The sequence below is a fragment of the Parviterribacter multiflagellatus genome (assembly GCF_056863265.1).
Genome location: NZ_JBXPIZ010000001.1, coordinates 137864 through 151805, shown reverse-complemented (window position 1 = coordinate 151805; position 13942 = coordinate 137864). Strand labels below are relative to the sequence as shown.

Below are 13942 nucleotides of genomic sequence, written 5' to 3'. Positions count from 1 at the left end.
CGTCCGTGCTCCGCCGCCTCGCCCTCACCGCCGTCGTCCTCCTGACCGTCGCTCCGGCCGCCGCGCCGGCGGCCGAGGTGGAGCGGACGCCGCTCGAGATCCCGTCAGAGACGATGGAGCCGACGCTCCCGCTCGGCGCGTGGGTCGACGTCGACTACCACGCGTACGACCGCGGGCGCCCGGGGCTCGGCGACATCGTGATCGCGCACCCGCCGTCGTCGTACCGCGACGACGGCGACCTGCCCCGCTGCGGCGTCCGGCGCCGGTCGGGGCAGATGTGCGCCCGCGGCGTCGCCGGCCTGGACGACGCGCGGATCGTCAAGCGCGTGGTCGGGCTGGCGGGTGACCGCCTCGCGCTGCGCCACGGCCTCCTCACCCGCAACGGCCGCGCCGTTGCCGAGGTCTACGCCCACCGCTGCTCGGACCTCTGCCACTTCCCGCGCACCGTCACCGTCCCGCGCGGCCACGTGTTCCTCCTGAGCGACAACCGCGCCCACTGGGCGGACTCGCGCGTCCTCGGCGCGGTCCCGGCCCAAGCGCTCCTCGGCCGCGTCACCGCCTGCACCCCACCAGCCGGGGAGACCTGCGGCCGGCTGGGCTGAGGACGACGAAGGGCCCGCCGAGGCGGGCCCTTCGCGGTTCACAGGCGGGGTCGCGCCTGGGAAAGCGGTGCTACTCCTTCGGCCCGGGCGTCGTCGACGTCGGGACGTCGACGAAGTTCGCCGACCACACGATCTCGTACGGAACCGTCGCGGTCGTGTTGACCGTGCACGCCGCGGGCAGGACGGAAGTCGACGTATCGGTCGGACCCGCAGTGTCGGTGCGGAGCTTGCCGTCGACGATGTTGACGAGCGGCAGGTTCGTCACCGGACCCGCCGGCGTCACGATCGACGCGCCCGTCGGGGTGCCTGCGAACCCGCCAGAGCCACCGTACGGAGCGCCGCACGGGACGAACTCGCCCACGTCGGGGCCGGCGAGCGCCTTCACGTAGAGCGAGCCGCCGACCTGGCCGACCGGGCCGACGCCGCCCTGGATCGCCGTGTTGTCGGACTCCGCCGAGCGGATGTCCGCGCGGAGGTTGATCGTCGCCGTCGCGGCCCCCGCGACGAACGCGGTCACGCCCTGCACGGTGGCGGCGTTGCCGTCATCCGGGATGTCCGCGCTCGTCCCTGAGGACGAGCTCGCGATCTGCGCGTTCGTGACTGACACCTTCGCCACGCCGTACTCGACCGACTGGTAGGCGTCGCCGAGCTTCGTCAGGTTCGGGGCGATCTGCTTCTGGACCGCGTCGCTCAGCGCGGTGAGGCCCGGCGCGATCTGCTTCGTGACCGCGTCGCCGAGCTGCGTGAGCCCGGAGATCAGCTGCGGGGCTGCCGCGAGCAGGGTGTTCGCCTTGCCGTCCGCGCCCTTGGCGATCGCGTCGAGCGCCTTGAGCGTCCGGTTGAGCGTGCGGATGCTCCGCTCCGCCTTGGTCGTCCGTGACCGCACCTTGGTGAGGTCGCTGTTGAGCTTCTTGTTCGTCGGGCCCTTCTTGCCCTGGGCTGCCGTGGCCTTCGTGCCGTGGTCAGCCGCAGAGGCGGCCGGCGCCAGCGCCAGGCCCGCCGAAAGGCACGCCGCGACGCAGACGGTGGCAAGCCGCCGAGTGGTGATCGACAAGGGTTCTCCTCCCCCATGGGACAGTGATCGGGGCGGAGCCTATGGAGACGGCGAGGTTTCGGACATCCCCAAAACTGGGGACAGTTTTCCGGTTCGTTTACACGAAACCGTGTTCCTCTATTCCACGGTGTATGGCCCGTAGGCCTGGCGCACGGCGGTCTCGTTCGAGGCCTTGTCGAGCGGGAGCGGCGCGGGCGGCTTCTCACGCAGCATGCGGATGACCGCGGCGTGGCGCGCCTCCACCTGCGCGATCGAGGCGAACGCCGCGACGAAGTCCTCGTTCTCCAACGCCGGTGCCGCGCCGTTGTAGCCGCTGACCCCGGTGTCCTCCAGCGTGTTGGCCAGCTTGAGGAAGCCGTCGAGCGTGTCGAGCTCGGTTCCGAAGTCCACGCGCGGGCGGTCGTTGGGCTTGCCGCCGGCGTCGGAGATCGTCGCCCGCAGCGCGTCGACGTGCTCGATCTCGTGGTCGCGGATCGTCTCCAGCAGCGCGCGGTTCTGCGCGTCGATGCCCGGCACCTGCTTGAGCGCGTCGCGGTACATCGCCGCCTGCACGTACTCGACGGTGAGCAGGTAGCCGAGCACCCGCAGGTCGTCGCGGATGTCGCCGAACGCCCGACCGGGGACGACGAGCGACGCGGACGCCGCCGCCGACCAGGCGAGGAAGGAGGCGCGGGTCACCTTCATGTCGCGTACCTCCGCAGGCGCGAGCGGACCTGGGCCATCGTGGCGGGCTCCGCGAACGCGCCGTCCGGGAACACGCCGTCGGCGAGCCCCGCGACGCGGTTGACGGCCGCGCCCTGCCGCCCTTCGACGGTGTGGATCGCGAGCATCGAGCCGAGCAGCGTCCGGTCCTGCACCCGGTTGAGCTGGGCCATGTACGCCGAGGCCGCGAGGTTGGCGAGGCCCGCGCCGGTGCTCAGCACCTCGCTCGGCCCGGCCGCGAAGACGGACGCGAAGTCGGTGGTCGGCGCCGCGCTGGGCTGGCCGCCGAGCCGGCGCTCGTAGCGCTCCAGCAGCTCGACGTGGCCGCGCTCGTTGCGCGCCAGGTCGGCCGCCAGGCCCGCCGCCCCCGCCTCGGCGAGCGCGTCGCGCTGCGCCACGTCGCCCCAGAACGCCGACGCGACCCGCTCGACGCGCAGCAGGAACCGCACGATCTCCAGGTCGGCCGCCGTGCGCGCGCGGCGCTGGCGCTCTTCGTCGTCCTCACCGCCGCAGCCGGCGGCGACAGCGACAGCCGCCCCGCCGGCGGCGAGGATGCCCTTGCGCGTCCACATCGCGCGCAGAGGTTACGCGCCGGAGCGGGCGGGACGCCCCGCCGGCCTACTGCGCCTCGGCCGCGCGCGCGGCGTGCCCGATCATCAGCTCGCGCTGCACCGAGCGCGGCTCCGGGCCCGGCTCCCGCCGCCGCCACGAGCCGTCGTCCCCCAGCTCCCACGCGTTGGTGTCGTCGTGCAGCGACCGGTCGAGCACGTCGAGCACGTCCGCGCGCAGCTCCGGGTCCTCCACCGGCACCACGAGCTCGACCCGCGTGTCGAGGTTGCGCGGCATGAGGTCGGCCGAGCCGATCAGCACGCGCGTCTCGTCGCCGCGCTTGAAGGCGAAGATCCGCGAGTGCTCGAGGAACCGGCCGACGACGGAGACGACGTTGATGTTCTCCGACACGCCCTCGACGCCCGGCCGCAGGCAGCAGATGCCGCGGATGTTGAGATCGACCGGCACGCCCGCCTGCGACGCCCGGTACAGCGCGCGGATGCACCGCCGGTCGACGAGCGAGTTCATCTTCATGACGATCCGCGCCGGCTTGCCCTCCTCGTGCGCGGCGATCGTCTTCTCGATCTCGCGCAGGATGCCGTCGCGCAGGTGCGACGGCGCGAGCAGCGCCTTGTTCGAGCCCTTCGGCCGCGCGTAGCCCGTGAGGAAGTTGAACATGTCGGCGACGTCGGACCCCAGCTCGGGATCGCACGTGAAGAGGCCGAAGTCGGTGTAGAGGCGCGCGGTCTTCGGGTGGTAGTTGCCCGTCCCGATGTGGACGTAGTGGCGCACGCCGTCGCCCTCGCGCCGCACCACGAGCACGCACTTGGCGTGCGTCTTGAGCGACGGGTGGCCGTACACGACGTGCACGCCCGACTGCTCCAGCGCCCGGGCCCACGTGATGTTCGCCTGCTCGTCGAAGCGCGCCTTCAGCTCCACCAGGCACACCGCCTGCTTGCCGCGGTCGGTCGCCTTGATCAGCGCGGGGACGAGCGGCGTGTCGTCGGAGGTGCGGTAGATCGTGAGCTTGATCGCCAGGACGTCCGGGTCGGCCGCCGCCTGCTCGACGAACCGCTCCACCGACGTGTTGAACGAGTCGTACGGGTGGTGCACGAGGATGTCGCCCTCGCGCATCGCCGCGAGGATGTTCACGTCGCCCTCGTCGCCCTGCAGCCGCGGCTGGGTGACCGGGGTCCACGGCGGGTCGCGCAGCTCGTTGAACCCGGGCAGCCCGACGATCTGCCACAGGTCGCCCGCGTCGAGCAGGCGGTCCATCTCGTAGACCTGCTTGGACTCGTCGACGTCGAGCGCCTCGATGATGCGCTGGCGCAGCTCGGGCGCCATGCCCTGGGCCAGCTCGACGCGCACGACCTCGCCGAACCGGCGCCGGCGCAGCTCGGTCTCCACCGCCTCCAGCAGGTCGTCCGCCTCGTCGGAGATCTCGAAGTCCGCGTCGCGCGTCACGCGGAAGTAGCCGTACGTGACGATCTCCATGCCCGGGAAGAGCTGGTCGAGGTTCGACGCGATCACCTCCTCCAGCGGCACGAGGATCAGGCCCTCGTCGTCGACGCGCGTGAAGCGGTCGAGCATCTCGGTCGGCACCTTGACGCGTGCGAACGTGCGCTGGCCGGTCTGGGGGTCGCGCACGATGACGCCGAGCGACAGCGACAGGTTCGAGATGTAGGGGAACGGCCGCCCGAGCCCCACGCCGAGCGGCGTCAGGACGGGGAAGATCTGGCGCTCGAACCGGCGCGCGAGGTCCGCGCGCTGCTCGTCGGTCAGCTCGGCGCACTTGACGACCCGGATGCCGTGGTCGGCGAGCGCGGGCAGCAGCCGGTCGGTGAGCACGCGGTCGTGGCGCCGCCCCAGCTCCAGCAGCCGCTGGCGGATGGTGGCGAGGACCTGCTTGGGCGTGCGACCGTCCGCGCCCGGCTCGTCGAGGCCCGCGTCGATCTGGTCGTGGACGCCCGCGACGCGGATCATGAAGAACTCGTCGAGGTTCGACTCCCAGATGGCGGCGAACTTCAGCCGCTCCATCAGCGGCACGCCGTCGTCCTCGGCCAGCTCGAGGACGCGCGCGTTGAAGTCGATCCACGAGAGCTCGCGGTTGAAGTAGAGGTCGCTGGACGCGAGGTCGACGGTCCGCCGGTGCGGCTCGTGCGGCTCGTGCTCTCCGGCGTGGTGCGGCTCGGCGTGGGTGGTCATGGGGTGGGGGTCGCTCGTTCGGAGATGGCGTACTCGAGCCGCGCGCGGAAGCCCTCGCGCTCCAGCTCGGTCCAGAAGGACAGGAAGCGGGCGAACAGCTGCTCGCGGCGCGCCCGCAGGTGGACGACGAAGACCTCGAGGCCGCGGTAGGACGCAGCGTGCGGCGCGGTCGCGGCGAGCGCGGGGTCGAGCTGCTTCTTGCGGCCGGCCTCGGTGACGACGTGCGCGACGTCCTCGTCGCGCAGCTCCTCCACCAAGGCCTCGATGCGCGGGACGAGCACGTCGCAGTCGTGGATCTCGCCGAGCAGGTCCTGCAGCTCCTTCGTCCGCTTGCCCGCCTCGGGCGCGTAGGGGCCGAAGAGGTCGGCGGTGACCTCCAGGACGTAGCGCAAGCGCTTGGCGGCGATGCGCATGTCGTGGAGCGCCTGGACCTCGTCGGGATCGAAGACCGCCGGCGTGAACGCGACCAGCTCGTCGAGCCGCACCGCGACGATGCGCTCGGCGTTGTCGATGACCGTCCCGTCGGGGTCGATCCCCTTGACGCGGCGCGCCTTCACGGGACCGACACCTCGGCCACGAGCGCCTGGAGCTGGCCGCGCAGGTCGACGTCCTCGGCGTGCTGGAGCGCGGCGGCGAGCTGCTCGTTGCCGCCCGTCTGCTCGGAGCGGATGCGCGTCGCGAACTCCTCCAGCCCGGGCCGCTCGGCCTCCCCCATCGCCGCCTCCAGCGCCGCCAGCGCTTCGAGCTGCACGTCGGGGTCGCGGCGCTCGCCGAGCGCGTCGGCCAGCCGCTTGACCTCCCGCAGCGCCTCGCGGTGCGGCTTGCGCGGGAAGGCGGGCTGGAAGATCTCGAGCACCGCGCGCAGGCGGCGCGTGGCGACCCGCATCGCGTGCACGCGCTCGATGTCGGACGTGTCGAGCACGCCCTCGCTGTGCTCCCACAGCTCGGCGGCGCGGACCGCGACGGTGAGCGCGGCGGCCTCGCGGAAGGTCATGTCGGGGCGGAGGGGGACGTCGGCGGCCTTGGCCATCACGCCGCCTTTGCCCGCTCGCGGGCCGAGAGCAACACACCTTCGCGCAGGCCGCCCTTGGCGATCTGCATCGGCGCGCCGAGCACGTCCGCCGCGGCGTCGAGGAGCAGCATCCCGGCGGGCAGGAGCCGGACGCGCTCGGGGTGCAGCTCGAACTTGCGCGCGACCTCGGCGGCGGGCAGCTCGGCGAGCAGCCGGACGCCGCGCTGGAGCGTCTCGTGGTCGAGCACCGCGCCGACGAGCTTGCGCAGCGACGTCGCGCTCCCGCCCACGGCGTAGACGACCCGCGGCTGCGGCGCGTCGAGCCCCTCGAAGACGCCGGCGACGTGCTGGCGGACGCGCTCCAGGTCGGCCAGCGACGGCGGGTCGTCGTGCAGGTAGTGGTCGGCGAGGAAGGCGGAGCCGACGCGGAAGGAGACCGACCAGCTCACGCCTTCGGACAGCGTGCCGCACACCAGCTCGGTGGAGCCGCCCCCGACGTCGACGACGCCGACCTCGCCCAGCGGCAGATGGCCGAGCGTGTGCGTCGCGCCGAGGAACGCGTAGTGCGCCTCCTCCTCGCCGGTGAGGACGTCGACCGTGATGCCGGCCTGCTCCTCGATCGCCGCGAGCAGGTCGTCGCGGTTCGGGGCGGTGCGGATCGCGGCGGTGCCGACGGCCCGGAGCGACGTGACGCCCAGCTCCTGTGCGACCCTCACCTGCGTGGCGACGGCCTCGGCGCAGACGGCGACCTTCTCCGGCGTGATGCCGCCCTTCGCCCCCAGCTTCGTGAAGGCGCGCTGCTGCAGCACCTCCCGGAGGCGGCCGTCCTCGACCTCCGCCACCAGGAGCCGGGTGGTGTTCGAGCCGATGTCGATGCAGGCGCCGAGCATTCCGTGGGTGGTCCTACTCTAAGCGCGGTGGATGCGCCCGCGATCCTCGTCCGAGATCTTCACAAGTCGTACGGCAAGCACGTCGCCGTCCGCGGGATCGACTTCGAGGTGGCGCGCGGCGAGGTCTTCGGCCTGCTCGGCCCCAACGGCGCGGGCAAGACGACGACGGTCGAGATCCTCGAGGGCTACCGCGAGCGGTCGTCCGGGATCGTGTCCGTCCTGGGCCACGACCCGGGCCGCCGGCCGGCCGAGCTGCGCCGCCGCGTCGGCATCGTCCTCCAGGGCGGCGGGGTCCCCCGCCATCTGACCGTCCGCGAGCTGCTCTCCCACTTCGCGTCGTTGTACCCGCGGCCGCGCGGGGTCGACGAGGTCCTGGCGCTGGCCGGTCTGGAGGAGCAGGCCGACGTGCGGACCAAGCGGCTCTCAGGCGGCCAGCTGCGGCGGCTGGACTTCGGGCTCGCGCTGGTCGGCGACCCCGAGCTGATCTTCCTCGACGAGCCCACCACCGGCTTCGACCCCGCCGCGCGGCGGGCCGCCTGGCAGACCGTGCGGTCGCTGGCGGAGCTGGGCAAGACCGTGCTGCTGACGACGCACTACCTCGACGAGGCGCAGGCGCTCTGCGACCGGGTGGCGATCGTCAAGGACGGGCGCGTGCTGGCCACCGGCGCGCCGTCGGAGCTCGACAGCGGCGGGACGCGCTACCGCGTCGCGTGGCGCGACGGCGACGGGGAGCTGCACGGGCGCGAGACCGACGACCCGACCGCGCTGCTGCACCAGCTGACGTCCGAGGCGCTCGCCCACGGCGAGGCGCTGCGCGACATCTCGGTGACGCGGCCGACGTTGGAGGAGGTCTACCTCGAGCTGGTCGAGGGCGACGAGCTCGTGGAGGCCGGCGCCGATGGCTGAGGCGGTCCGGGTCGGCTGGCGGCAGTACCGGCTGGAGCGCCGGATGTTCTGGCGCAACCCCAGCGCGGCGTTCTTCAACTTCCTCCTGCCGCTGCTCTTCCTCGCGCTGTTCGGCGGGCTGTACGCGGGCGACCAGGAGGACCTCGACGTGCTCGTGCCGGGCATCGCCGGGATGTCGGTCGTCTCCACGACGTTCGTGGCGATCACCCACAACCTCGTCGCGCTGCGCGAGACGGGGATGCTCAAGCGCCTGCGCGGGACGCCGATGCCGACCGGCGCGTACCTCAGCGCGCTGGGCGCGCACGCGGTGACGAACGCGGTGGTGCAGCTGGCGATCGTGATCGTCGCGGGCGAGGTCATCTTCTCGACGGGCTGGCCGCGCGACTGGGGCGCGCTCGTGGTGTTCGGCGGCGTCGGGGTGGCGTGCTTCGCGCTGCTCGGCGTGGCGCTCGCGCACGCGGTCCCGTCGTCGGAGGCCGCGCCGGCGTACGTCAACGCGGTCTTCCTGCCGCTGATCGCGATCTCGGGCGTCTTCTACGACGGCGACGACTCGCCCGCGTTCCTGCGCGACTTCGCCGAGGCGCTGCCGCTGACGCACCTCATCGACGGGCTGTCGGGGGCGATGATCACGGGGAACGTCTCGTGGTCGGACCTGACGATCATCGGCCTCTGGACGCTGGCGGGCGCGTTCCTCGCGGTCCGCGGCTTCGCCTGGGAAGCCAAGCGCTCCTAAGGCCCGGCGTCGACGGATTCGACTCGCTATGCGGGTCGAAGACGTCGTTCGAGCCAGGTGGAGATCGCGCCGGTGAGCGCGGCCTTGTCGCTGCGGAGGCTGTGGTTGCCCTTGATCGCGACGACCTCACGCAGCGGGGGCGCCGCCGGCGGCATGCCGAACGGGTCGCTCTCCCCCTGGACGATCAGGACCGGGACGGTGACCGGCTCCAGCTCGGGCAGGCGCGTCTTCTCCGGCTTGCCGGGCGGGTGGAGGGGGAACGCGAGGCACAGGACGCCCGCCGCGCCCACCGCGCCCGCCGTCCGGCACGCCACGCGGGCGCCCGAGGAGCGGCCGCCCACGATCAGCGGCACCTCGCCCGTGTGCGGGAGCTGCGGGACGATCGCCTCCCACGCCGCGTCGAGCTGCTTGGCCGGCGCGGGCGACTTGCGGCCCGCGACGCGGTAGGGCTGCTCGACCAGCACGACGGCCGCGCCGAGGCCGGTGGCGACCTGCGTCGCCGCGACGAGGTCGGGCGCGCCGACCCCGCCGCCCGCGCCGTGGCCGAGCACCACCACGCCGCGTGGCGCTTCGACCTCGTGCACGTGCGCCCGGGCGGGGCCGTGCGGCGTGTCGAGGTCGAGGACGTCCACGCGGCGTGAGGCTAGTGCGTCATCCGGCCGCCTTCACGAGGTTCACCCGGCCGAAGCCGAACGACGGATCCCGCCCGGCGGGCCCGAGGTCGTCGACCGACGCGTCGAGCTTCGCCCGCGCCGCGGACCACGAGATCGCGGGGCTGCGCGTGCGGATGATCGCCGCGACGCCGGAGACGTGCGGGGTCGCCATCGACGTGCCAGAGAGCGTCGTGTACGACGTGCTGCCACCGTTGTAGGTGGAGAGCACGTCGACGCCCGGCGCGGCCACCTCGACGTCCGCGTTCGCGTTGGAGAACGAGGCGCGCGCGTCGGTGTCGTCGGTCGCCGCGACGCTGACGACGTTCGCGTACGCCGCCGGGTAGTTGAGCGTCGCGTCGCCGTCGTTGCCCGCCGCCGCGATCACGAGCACGTCGCGCGAGACCGCGTAGTCGACGGCCTGCTGGAGCGTCGAGGACGCGCCGCCGCCGAGGCTCATCGAGATCACCCGCGCGCCGCGGTCGGCCAGCCAGGTGACGCAGCTCGCCACGCCGGACGTGGAGCCGCTGCCGAGCGGCCCGCCGAGCGCCTTGCAGATCGCCAGCGGCGAGTTGAACGCGACGCCGGTGACGCCGCGGCCGTTGTTCGCGTTGGCGCTGATCGTGCCCGCGACGTGCGTGCCGTGGCCGTTGTCGTCGCTGCACGACCCCTCGCGCAGCGTCGGCGCGATGATCGGGATCGCGCTGTACGCCTGGGCGCAGTTCGCGACCTTGCCGGCCAGGTCCTCGTGGGTGGCGAGGATGCCGGTGTCGACGATGCCGACCTTCGCGCCGCCGGTCGACGGGAACGCGGACAGGCCCGCGACGTCCCACCCCTCGGGCGCGTCGATGTCGGCGTCGGCCGTGCCGCCGGTCTGGCCGGTGTTGTGGAGGCCGTACAGCTCGCGGTAGCGCGGGTCGTTCGGCGTCGCGGTGACGCGGAGCGTCCGGTCCCGCTCGGCGTACTCGACCAGCCCGCTCGCGCTCAGCCGCTCGATCAGCGCCGACGCGTCGCCCGTGCGCACGACCGTCGCGCCGAGCCCGCGCACCGTCCCGATCCGGTCGGCGGCGCCCAGCAGCGACGACGTCGCGGTCGACACGACACCCGGCTTGAACTTCACGATCACGTTCTCGGCCGCCTGCGCCGAGGCCGTTGCGGGCACCGCGGCGACCGCCGCGACGGCGGCCGTGGTCGCGATGACCCGTGCGATGCGGTGGTGCATCGTGGTCCTTCTCCCCTGCTCGTTGTCCCTGCGCAGCGGGCAGGCGCAACCCACAGCACCCCCGCCGCTCCGGGTAGGCAAGCACGCCGCGCGAGAAGGTGCCCCCGGTTTGCTCGCCGGTGGGAGCTTCGCGGCGCGCGGCGCCCCCGCGACGCCTACGCGCCGAGCGAGGCCAGGAAGGCCGGCAGGCGGACGCCGGCGATGCGGGAGGGCGGGTCCCACAGGGGCTGGTCGGAGGAGCGGGCCTCGCCGGAGGAGAGGTCGTGCTCGAGCCAGACGGCGCCGTCGGGGGTCGGGAGCGCGCCGCGGACGATCGGGCGCAGCGGCTCGCGGGGCACGCTGGGGTCGAGGCTGTGCGCGATCGAGGCCGCGGCGACCGCCGCCTGCTGGCAGGCCAGGCCGCCCTGGCGGATGGGGAACGTCGTCCCGTCGCCCGCGCCGTGCACGTGCGCCACGCCGTCGACCGCCCCCCACGGGTCGGTCGGGAGGAAGCCCTCGTCGTCGCACGGGAGCCCGTCGATGCGCGGGCCGCGCGTCCACGGCTGCGCGACGATCACGTCCGCGTGCACGCGCTGGTCGTCCTGGAGCACCACGGTGCCCGGCTCGGTGTCGACCGCGGTCCCGTACACGACCTCCACGTCGGCGCCGGACAGCACGTCCTCGACGCGCGCCGCGGCGCTGCCGAAGACGTCGAGCGCCCGCGGCTCGGGCGTGACGACCACGGCCTCGGCGCCCGCGTCGGCCGCCCGCATCGCCGCCTCGTACGACGGCAGCGACCACGCGGCGCCGGGCGGCACGACGGTCGCGACCCGCCGCGCCTCGCCGCCCTGCACGAGGTCGCGGATGCGCTGCACCGCCGGCACGTCGAGCGCCGAGCCGAAGACCACGGCGTGGTCGAGTGACATCACACGCCGCGCGCCGACGGCCACGAGCAGCTCGTCGTAGGCCAGCGTGCCGCCGCCCTGCAGGGTCAGCGTCCGCGCGTCCGGGTCGACGCCCACGACGGCGTCGCGGACGAGCTCCACGCCCAGCCGCTCGCACACGAGCGCGAGCGGGTGGCGGACGATGCCGCTCATGGTCCACGGCGCGTCGAGCACCTGGTGGGCGAGCTCCTGCGCCGGCGCGACGATGGCGATCCGAGTGTCCGCGGGGGCGAGCTCCTTCAGGCCCAGCGCGGCCTCCACTCCGGCCAGGCCCCCGCCGGCGATGACGATCCTTGCGCTCACCCGGCACACTCTGACACTTGCCCGACGATCCGCTCACCGTCGTCCTGGCCGACGACCACGCCGTCGTCCGCTCCGGACTGAAGCTGCTGCTCGCGCAGAGCGGCATGGAGGTCGTCGCCGAAGCCGGCGACGTCGACAGCGCGTTGCGCTACGTCCTCGGCCACAAGCCGGACGTCCTCGTGCTCGACCTCAACATGCCCGGCGAGCCGAGCCTGCCCGCGATCCCCCGCTTCCTGGAGGCCTCGCCCGGCACCCACATCGTCGTCCTGACGATGCAGGAGGACCCGCAGTTCGCCCGCGAGGCGCTCTCCAACGGCGCGACCGCGTACGTGCTCAAGGAGGCCGCCGAGGAGGAGCTCGTCCAGGCCATCCACGCCGCCCGCGAGGGCCGCACGTACGTCAACCCGTCGCTCGGCGCGCGTCTGGCCACGGCACCGGCCGGCCCCGTCGGCCCGCCCGGCGGGCTGAGCGAGCGGGAGGTCGACATCCTCAAGCTCATCGCGCTCGGCCACACGAACACCGAGATCGCGGGCCAGCTGTACCTCAGCGTGCGCACCGTGGAGACGCACCGCGCGCACATCCAGCAGAAGCTGGGACGGACGACGCGCGCCGAGCTCGTCCGCTACGCGCTCGACCACGGCCTGGTGGAGACCGGCTCCTCGTCCTGATCGAGGCGGGCGGGCATCGCCACGCGCACGCTCGTCCCCTCGCCGCTCGACTCGATCGTGAGCACGCCGCCCGCCAGCGCGGCCCGCTCGCGCATGCCCTGCAGCCCGAACCCGCTGACGCTCGCCTCCGGGTCGAACCCGCGCCCGTCGTCGGCGATCTCCAGCTCGAGGCGGCCGCTCTCGATCCGCGCGGCGATGTGGACGCTGGTGGCGCGGGCGTGGCGGGTGACGTTCGTCAGCGCCTCCTGCACCAGCCGGTAGACGGTCGTCTCGACGTCGGGGTCGAGCGGGCGGAGCGCGAACGCGGTCGTCACCTCCAGCCCCTCGACCTGCGCGACGCGGCGGACGAGCGCCTCCAGCGCGGGCTCGAGGCCGAGCTGGTCGAGGGCCGCCGGGCGCAGGTCGGTGATGATCGCGCGGAGGTTCGCGATCTCGCCCTGGATCTGGTCGACCGCGGCCCTGACGTGCTCGCGCAGCGTCTCGGCGTCCGGCTCGCGCGCCGCGGCGGCCAGCCCGACGCGCAGCGCGCCGAGGCCCTGCAGCGTCTCGTCGTGCAGCTCGCGCGCCCAGCGCTTGCGCTCCTCCTCGGCGGCCTGCAGCGCGTGGCGGAGCCGGTCGCGCTCGACCGTCCGCGCCGTCGCGACCGCCGTCGCCGCGCTCGCCGCGAACGCCGTCAGGAGCTGCTCCTCCTCGCCCCCGAAGCCGCCGTCGCGCGGGAGCGCCGCGAGCATCCCGACCGGGCGCGCGCGGAACGTCAGCGGGACGAGCAGCGCGGCGGCGTCGTCGAGCGGCGCGGCGACCTCCTCGCCCGCGCTCGCGGCGACGACCAGCTCGGCGCCCTCCTGCAGCGCGATCGTCACGTGGCGCGCGTCGATCAGCGCGCGGCCGCGCTTGGCGATCAGCTCCAGGACCTTCTCCAGCCGCGTCTCGGCGCCGACCGCGCGGGCGATCGCCGTCGTCGCCTCCAGGCCGCGGACCGCGCGCTCGAGCTCCTCGCGCCGCTTCTCCGCGCCCCCGTACAGGCGGGCGTTCTCGATCGCGATGCCCGCCCACGCCGCGAGCGTCACCGCGGAGTGCTCGTCGCCGTCGGTGAACTCGCCGCCGCCCTCCTTCTCGGTGAGGTAGAGGTTGCCCCACACCTCGCCGCGGATCAGCACCGGCACGCCCAGGAACGTCGTCATCGTCGGGTGCCCGGGCGGGAAGCCGTACGACTGCGCGTGGCGGGTGACGTCGGGGACGCGGATCGGCCGCGGGTCCTCGATCAGCAGCCCGAGCACGCCCCGCCCGCGCGGCAGGTCGCCGATGGTCCGGTGCGTCTCCGCGTCGATCCCGCGCGTGTGGAACTGCGCGAGCTCGGTGCGCCGCTCGTCGAGCACCCCGAGGGCGGCGTACCGCGCGCCCGTCAGCTCACGGGCGATCTCCAGCAGGTGGTCGAGGACGGTGTCGGGGTCGAGCTCGGCGACGAGCGTGCGACCCGCGTCGAGCAGGCGCTCCAAGCGGTCCATCAGGGCGCAGTCAACCAC

At 73.8% G+C, this 13942-nt stretch carries 14 protein-coding genes and 1 pseudogene; 4 read left to right on the top strand and 11 right to left on the bottom strand.

Annotation, left to right across the window (positions count from 1 at the left end; all coding sequences use genetic code 11):
- Positions 1-5: 5 nt before the first annotated feature.
- Complete coding sequence (gene lepB, locus AC1UE5_RS00740; protein ID WP_482920142.1) at positions 6-602, top strand: signal peptidase I; 597 nt, start codon at positions 6-8, stop codon at positions 600-602.
- Positions 603-672: 70 nt separating this feature from the next.
- Here the strand turns inward: lepB and AC1UE5_RS00735 are convergent, their stop codons facing one another.
- The 7 genes and pseudogenes from AC1UE5_RS00735 to AC1UE5_RS00705 all read right to left on the bottom strand — a co-directional run bounded on the left by AC1UE5_RS00735 (position 673) and on the right by AC1UE5_RS00705 (position 7014).
- On the bottom strand, positions 673-1656 hold the full coding sequence (locus AC1UE5_RS00735; RefSeq protein WP_482920141.1) for a hypothetical protein: 984 nt from the start codon (positions 1654-1656) through the stop codon (positions 673-675).
- Between the two features lie 117 nt (positions 1657-1773).
- The gene (locus AC1UE5_RS00730; protein ID WP_482920140.1) at positions 1774-2340 is read right to left on the bottom strand and encodes a ferritin-like domain-containing protein; all 567 of its coding nucleotides are present in this window, start codon (positions 2338-2340) and stop codon (positions 1774-1776) included.
- Positions 2337-2930 carry a ferritin-like domain-containing protein gene (locus AC1UE5_RS00725; protein ID WP_482920139.1) on the bottom strand — a complete coding sequence of 198 codons (594 nt, stop codon included), beginning with the start codon at positions 2928-2930 and terminating at the stop codon, positions 2337-2339. The genes AC1UE5_RS00730 and AC1UE5_RS00725 overlap by 4 nt, the downstream gene beginning before the upstream one ends.
- A 46-nt stretch (positions 2931-2976) precedes the next feature.
- Positions 2977-5112, bottom strand: a complete 2136-nt coding sequence (gene ppk1 / locus AC1UE5_RS00720) for a polyphosphate kinase 1 (protein ID WP_482920138.1) — start codon at positions 5110-5112, stop codon at positions 2977-2979.
- A pseudogene (locus tag AC1UE5_RS00715) lies at positions 5109-5756 on the bottom strand (CHAD domain-containing protein); the annotation flags it as partial. The pseudogene AC1UE5_RS00715 and the gene ppk1, both read right to left, overlap by 4 nt.
- Positions 5666-6106, bottom strand: a complete 441-nt coding sequence (locus AC1UE5_RS00710; RefSeq protein WP_482920677.1) for a CHAD domain-containing protein — start codon at positions 6104-6106, stop codon at positions 5666-5668. The pseudogene AC1UE5_RS00715 and the gene AC1UE5_RS00710, both read right to left, overlap by 91 nt.
- A gap of 35 nt (positions 6107-6141) precedes the next feature.
- Positions 6142-7014 carry a Ppx/GppA phosphatase family protein gene (locus AC1UE5_RS00705; RefSeq protein WP_482920137.1) on the bottom strand — a complete coding sequence of 291 codons (873 nt, stop codon included), beginning with the start codon at positions 7012-7014 and terminating at the stop codon, positions 6142-6144.
- Positions 7015-7041: 27 nt separating this feature from the next.
- On the opposite strand from AC1UE5_RS00705, the gene AC1UE5_RS00700 reads away from it, so the two are divergent.
- Complete coding sequence (locus AC1UE5_RS00700; RefSeq protein ID WP_482920136.1) at positions 7042-7920, top strand: ABC transporter ATP-binding protein; 879 nt, start codon at positions 7042-7044, stop codon at positions 7918-7920.
- Positions 7913-8653 carry an ABC transporter permease gene (locus tag AC1UE5_RS00695; RefSeq protein ID WP_482920135.1) on the top strand — a complete coding sequence of 247 codons (741 nt, stop codon included), beginning with the start codon at positions 7913-7915 and terminating at the stop codon, positions 8651-8653. The genes AC1UE5_RS00700 and AC1UE5_RS00695 overlap by 8 nt, the downstream gene beginning before the upstream one ends.
- Positions 8654-8679: 26 nt before the next feature.
- Here the strand turns inward: AC1UE5_RS00695 and AC1UE5_RS00690 are convergent, their stop codons facing one another.
- The 3 genes from AC1UE5_RS00690 to AC1UE5_RS00680 form a co-directional block, all read right to left on the bottom strand.
- Positions 8680-9285, bottom strand: a complete 606-nt coding sequence (locus tag AC1UE5_RS00690; protein WP_482920134.1) for an alpha/beta hydrolase family protein — start codon at positions 9283-9285, stop codon at positions 8680-8682.
- 19 nt (positions 9286-9304) lie between these two features.
- Positions 9305-10525, bottom strand: coding sequence for a S8 family serine peptidase (locus AC1UE5_RS00685; RefSeq protein WP_482920133.1), 1221 nt, complete (start codon positions 10523-10525; stop codon positions 9305-9307).
- 155 nt (positions 10526-10680) lie between these two features.
- Positions 10681-11751 carry an FAD-dependent oxidoreductase gene (locus tag AC1UE5_RS00680; protein WP_482920132.1) on the bottom strand — a complete coding sequence of 357 codons (1071 nt, stop codon included), beginning with the start codon at positions 11749-11751 and terminating at the stop codon, positions 10681-10683.
- A 17-nt stretch (positions 11752-11768) separates the two neighbouring features.
- On the opposite strand from AC1UE5_RS00680, the gene AC1UE5_RS00675 reads away from it, so the two are divergent.
- Entirely contained in the window at positions 11769-12419 is a 651-nt protein-coding gene (locus AC1UE5_RS00675) for a response regulator transcription factor (protein ID WP_482920131.1), read from the top strand.
- Here AC1UE5_RS00675 and AC1UE5_RS00670 read toward each other — a convergent pair.
- Positions 12374-13924: a GAF domain-containing sensor histidine kinase gene (locus AC1UE5_RS00670; protein WP_482920130.1), complete on the bottom strand. Its 1551-nt coding sequence runs from the start codon at positions 13922-13924 to the stop codon at positions 12374-12376. The genes AC1UE5_RS00675 and AC1UE5_RS00670 overlap by 46 nt on opposite strands.
- Between the last annotated feature and the right edge of the window lie 18 nt (positions 13925-13942).

Excerpts from the sequence above, each read along its gene's own strand:
- AC1UE5_RS00670 (WP_482920130.1), bottom strand. The coding sequence starts at position 13,924 with ATGGACCGCTTGGAGCGCCTGCTCGACGCGGGTCGCACGCTCGTCGCC.
- AC1UE5_RS00685 (WP_482920133.1), bottom strand. The coding sequence starts at position 10,525 with ATGCACCACCGCATCGCACGGGTCATCGCGACCACGGCCGCCGTCGCG.
- AC1UE5_RS00725 (WP_482920139.1), bottom strand. The coding sequence starts at position 2,930 with ATGTGGACGCGCAAGGGCATCCTCGCCGCCGGCGGGGCGGCTGTCGCT.
- AC1UE5_RS00730 (WP_482920140.1), bottom strand. The coding sequence starts at position 2,340 with ATGAAGGTGACCCGCGCCTCCTTCCTCGCCTGGTCGGCGGCGGCGTCC.
- AC1UE5_RS00695 (WP_482920135.1), top strand. The coding sequence starts at position 7,913 with ATGGCTGAGGCGGTCCGGGTCGGCTGGCGGCAGTACCGGCTGGAGCGC.
- ppk1 (WP_482920138.1), bottom strand. The coding sequence starts at position 5,112 with ATGACCACCCACGCCGAGCCGCACCACGCCGGAGAGCACGAGCCGCAC.
- AC1UE5_RS00710 (WP_482920677.1), bottom strand. The coding sequence starts at position 6,106 with ATGACCTTCCGCGAGGCCGCCGCGCTCACCGTCGCGGTCCGCGCCGCC.
- AC1UE5_RS00705 (WP_482920137.1), bottom strand. The coding sequence starts at position 7,014 with ATGCTCGGCGCCTGCATCGACATCGGCTCGAACACCACCCGGCTCCTG.